The sequence below is a fragment of the Frankia canadensis genome (assembly GCF_900197875.1).
GTDB lineage: Bacteria > Actinomycetota > Actinomycetes > Frankiales > Frankiaceae > Frankia > Frankia canadensis.
The window spans coordinates 1-3,189 of sequence record NZ_FZMO01000338.1 but is presented as its reverse complement, the minus strand read 5'-3'; the positions used below and the strand labels follow the sequence as shown (position 1 = coordinate 3,189).

General features: G+C 72.4%; 5 protein-coding genes. 3 read left to right on the top strand and 2 right to left on the bottom strand.

Translation table 11 applies throughout. From position 1 onward, the window contains the following. Positions 1-123: 123 nt before the first annotated feature. Entirely contained in the window at positions 124-711 is a 588-nt protein-coding gene (locus C1A33_RS23070) for a MaoC family dehydratase (RefSeq protein ID WP_101833457.1), read from the top strand. Positions 712-751: 40 nt separating this feature from the next. After that, a complete protein-coding gene (locus tag C1A33_RS23065) occupies positions 752-1,819 on the top strand; it encodes a phosphotransferase (RefSeq protein ID WP_101833456.1) in 1,068 nt (355 codons plus the stop codon). Here the strand turns inward: C1A33_RS23065 and C1A33_RS23060 are convergent. Together C1A33_RS23060 and C1A33_RS23055 are read right to left on the bottom strand one after the other, a co-directional pair. Next, a complete protein-coding gene (locus C1A33_RS23060) occupies positions 1,760-2,314 on the bottom strand; it encodes an AAA family ATPase (protein ID WP_101833455.1) in 555 nt (184 codons plus the stop codon). The two genes, C1A33_RS23065 and C1A33_RS23060, sit on opposite strands and share 60 nt — an antisense overlap. 10 nt (positions 2,315-2,324) lie before the next feature. Next, positions 2,325-2,810 carry a VOC family protein gene (locus C1A33_RS23055; RefSeq protein ID WP_101833454.1) on the bottom strand — a complete coding sequence of 162 codons (486 nt, stop codon included), beginning with the start codon at positions 2,808-2,810 and terminating at the stop codon, positions 2,325-2,327. 190 nt (positions 2,811-3,000) lie between these two features. On the opposite strand from C1A33_RS23055, the gene C1A33_RS35940 reads away from it, so the two are divergent. Further along, on the top strand, positions 3,001-3,189 hold a 189-nt coding region (locus C1A33_RS35940), incomplete at its 3' end, for a hypothetical protein (protein ID WP_207770449.1).

Below are 3,189 nucleotides of genomic sequence, written 5' to 3'. Positions count from 1 at the left end.
CCCGACGCTGCCGGTCCGCCCCCTGCCCCGGGCGGGCCGTGTTAGCGTCCGGTGCTCGCCCCGACATCGCCCCGACATCGCCGCGGCGGGTTGCGGGCGGCAGGTGGACGAGGGAGACAGGCGATGGCGGGTTCCGTCACGGCGACGCCGCCGGGCGCGGGTGACGATCCGAGTGAGGCCGTGGCCGGCGCGCAGGCGGCGCCGTCGCGGCGCGTCGTCGAGCAGCGGGGGCTGTGGTTCGACGAGCTGGAGACCGACGTCGTCTACACCCACGGGCCGGGCCGGACCGTCGGCGAGGCCGACAACACGCTGTTCAGCACCCTGACGATGAACCCGCAGGCGCTGCACCTCGACGAGGCGTGGAGTGCGACGCAGCCGTTCGGCACCCGTCTGGTCAACAGCATGTTCACGCTGTCGACGCTGGTCGGCCTGTCCGTCAACCAGCTCACCCAGGGCACGACCGTGGCCAACCTCGGCTTCGGGGAGATCCGCTTCCCGGCGCCGGTGTTCCACGGCGACACCCTGTACGCCGAGACGGTCGTGCTCGCCAGGCGCCGCTCCCGCAGCCGTCCCGGCGAGGGCGTGGTCACCTTCGAGCACACGGCCCGCAACCAGCGCGGCGAGATCGTCGCCGTCGCGGTGCGCAGCGCCCTGATCAGGGCTGAGCCCGCGTCCGCGGACACGGGCGCCGCCGGCGCGGACGGGCTATAAACGTACACGTCGCGCCGTCCCGGTAGGAGATGATCTTTTTATGCCCGTCGCGCCCGTGCGCATCGAACATGTCACGCCCGAGTGGCTCACCGGCTTCCTCGCGGTGGAGCACCCCGACGTACGGGTGGACGACATCGAGATCACCGAGCGTACGCAGGGCGCGGCGACCCGGCTGCGACTGCGGCTGCGGTACGCGGCCGGCCACGACGCCGGCCTGCCGGAGGCGATGTTCCTCAAGACCTCGCTCACGCAGCGGATGCTCGTGACCGACCCGAGCATGTACCTCACCGAGGTCCGCTACTACGAGCATTTCCGGCAGCACGCCCGCTACGAGACGCCGCAGGTCTTCGGCCTCGTCGTCGACGAGGTGACCAGGCGGTTCGCGGTGGCCATCGAGGATCTCGCGGGGCGTGACGCCGCTTTCCCGAGCGCCCTGTCGAGCACGTCCGCGGACGACCTCGCTCCCCTGATGAGCACCCTCGCCGCGATGCACGCCGAGTACTGGGGGCAGCCCGATCTGGAGAAGCGGTTCGACTGGCTGGAGACCGCCCGCCGCGGCCCGTCGTCGAACTGGTATCTCGCGCCGGACGGCGTCGCCGCCTTCGACTTCGGCCTGACCGAGGAGTACAAGCCGCAGGTGCTCGACCTCGCCCGTCATCCGCGCGAGCGGATGGCGCGGGCCTTCCGCGCGTTGCAGGTGGCGAACGACACCGAGCCGCGCACGGTCATTCACGGCGACGTCCACATCGGCAACACCTACCAGCTGCCGGACGGTCGCTTCGGCCTGATCGACTGGCAGCTCATGCGGATCGCCACCTGGGCGAACGACGTCGCCTACGCGGTGGTGACCGCGCTCGACATCTCCGAGCGGCGCGCCCGCGAGCAGGACCTGCTGCGCCACTACCTCGACGAGCTGCGGGCGCGGGGCGTCGAGCCGCCCGTCTGGGACGACGCCTGGCGGCACTACCGCCAGCAGATGATCTGGGGCATGTTCACCTGGGTCGTCACCCCCACGGTCATGTACAACCGTGAGCTGATCGAAACCCTGCTACGGCGCTGCGTGACCGCCACCGAGGACCTCGACACCTACGCCGTCCTCGACTGCTGACCAGGCCGCCACCTCGGCGCGGCCGCGGAGTCGCACACACGCGCGCTCCGCCGGCTCGGTGGCGAACCGCTCGGCGTACCGGACGCGGTACTCGGCGTGCTTGCGCCATGACCAGCGGATCGGATGGTCGGCACGCGGCACGTCGCGCCACCGTTCCCGGTTGCCGTTCCACAGCCGCCTGCGCAGCACCAGCCGACCGGCCGTGCGTCGCACCACCCGCCACTCGACCAGCCAGCGGGGCAGATCCAGCCAGACCACCGTGTCCGCCCTGGCCCAGACGAGCTCCTGGACGGCCGAGTAGTTGCCGTCGACGACCCAGGCCGGCGCCGCGACCGCCGCGGTGACATCGGCGACGAAGGTCGGCCGTGGAGTCCAGCCCGGACCGTGCTGGAGAGCGTCCAGCTCGATGTGCGGGACGGCCATCTCGGCGGCGAGGCGCCGGGCGAGCGTCGTCTTGCCGGAACCGGACGCGCCGACGACGAGGATGCGGACCACCGCGCTGATCCTAGCCGGGCTGATCTCCCGCCGCGGCGCGGGCGATCTCGGCGATGTCGATCTTCTTCATGCTCAGCATCGCCTCCATGGCCCGCCGCGCCCGCTCGGGATCCGGGTCGCCGAGCAGGTCGCCGAGCGCCGTCGGGACGATCTGCCAGGACACGCCGAACCGGTCCTTGAGCCAGCCGCACTGGCTCTCCGAGCCGCCGTCCGCGATCAGGCTGTCCCAGTAGCGGTCCACCTCCTCCTGGGACGCGCAGTGGACCTGCAGGGAGAACGCCTCCGTCTGCGGGAACACGGGCCCGCCGTTGAGCGCGACGTACGACGTGCCATCCAGCTCGAACTCGACGGTCATCACCGCGCCCTCGGGTCCCGGCGAGCCCGGACCGTACCGGGTGACGTTCGTGATCCGCGAGTTCGGGATCAGCGAGGTGTAGAGCTGTGCGGCCTGCTCGCCCTGGTCGTCGAACCACAGACACGGCGTGATGGTGGGCATGGGGAACCCTTTCGCTCGGGGCCGCTCTCACCGCGGCCCGATCCGGGGCCGGGCCCGGCATGGTGCCCGACGGCCAGCACCCTAGAGGCCCCCTCCGACAGAACTCGGCCGCCGCCGATGTCGGAGCCGGTCAGGCACGCGTGGTGGGGCCGGCGGTCGGATCGGCCAGGGGCGGTGCGTCCAGGCAGCAGTGCAGCGCCGCGGTCGGCTGGGCGGGAGCGGCTCCGGCCGCCGAAGCCAGACCTCCGGCGGGTACCGGTGCTCCGGGGGGCGCGGGCCGGCCGGGCTGGCCGGGGAGGGGGACGCCCTGCCGATCCCGACCGCCGCGGCGCGGGGGCCATGGGAGCTGCGGGGTTCGGCCGCGGCGGTCGGCATCGGC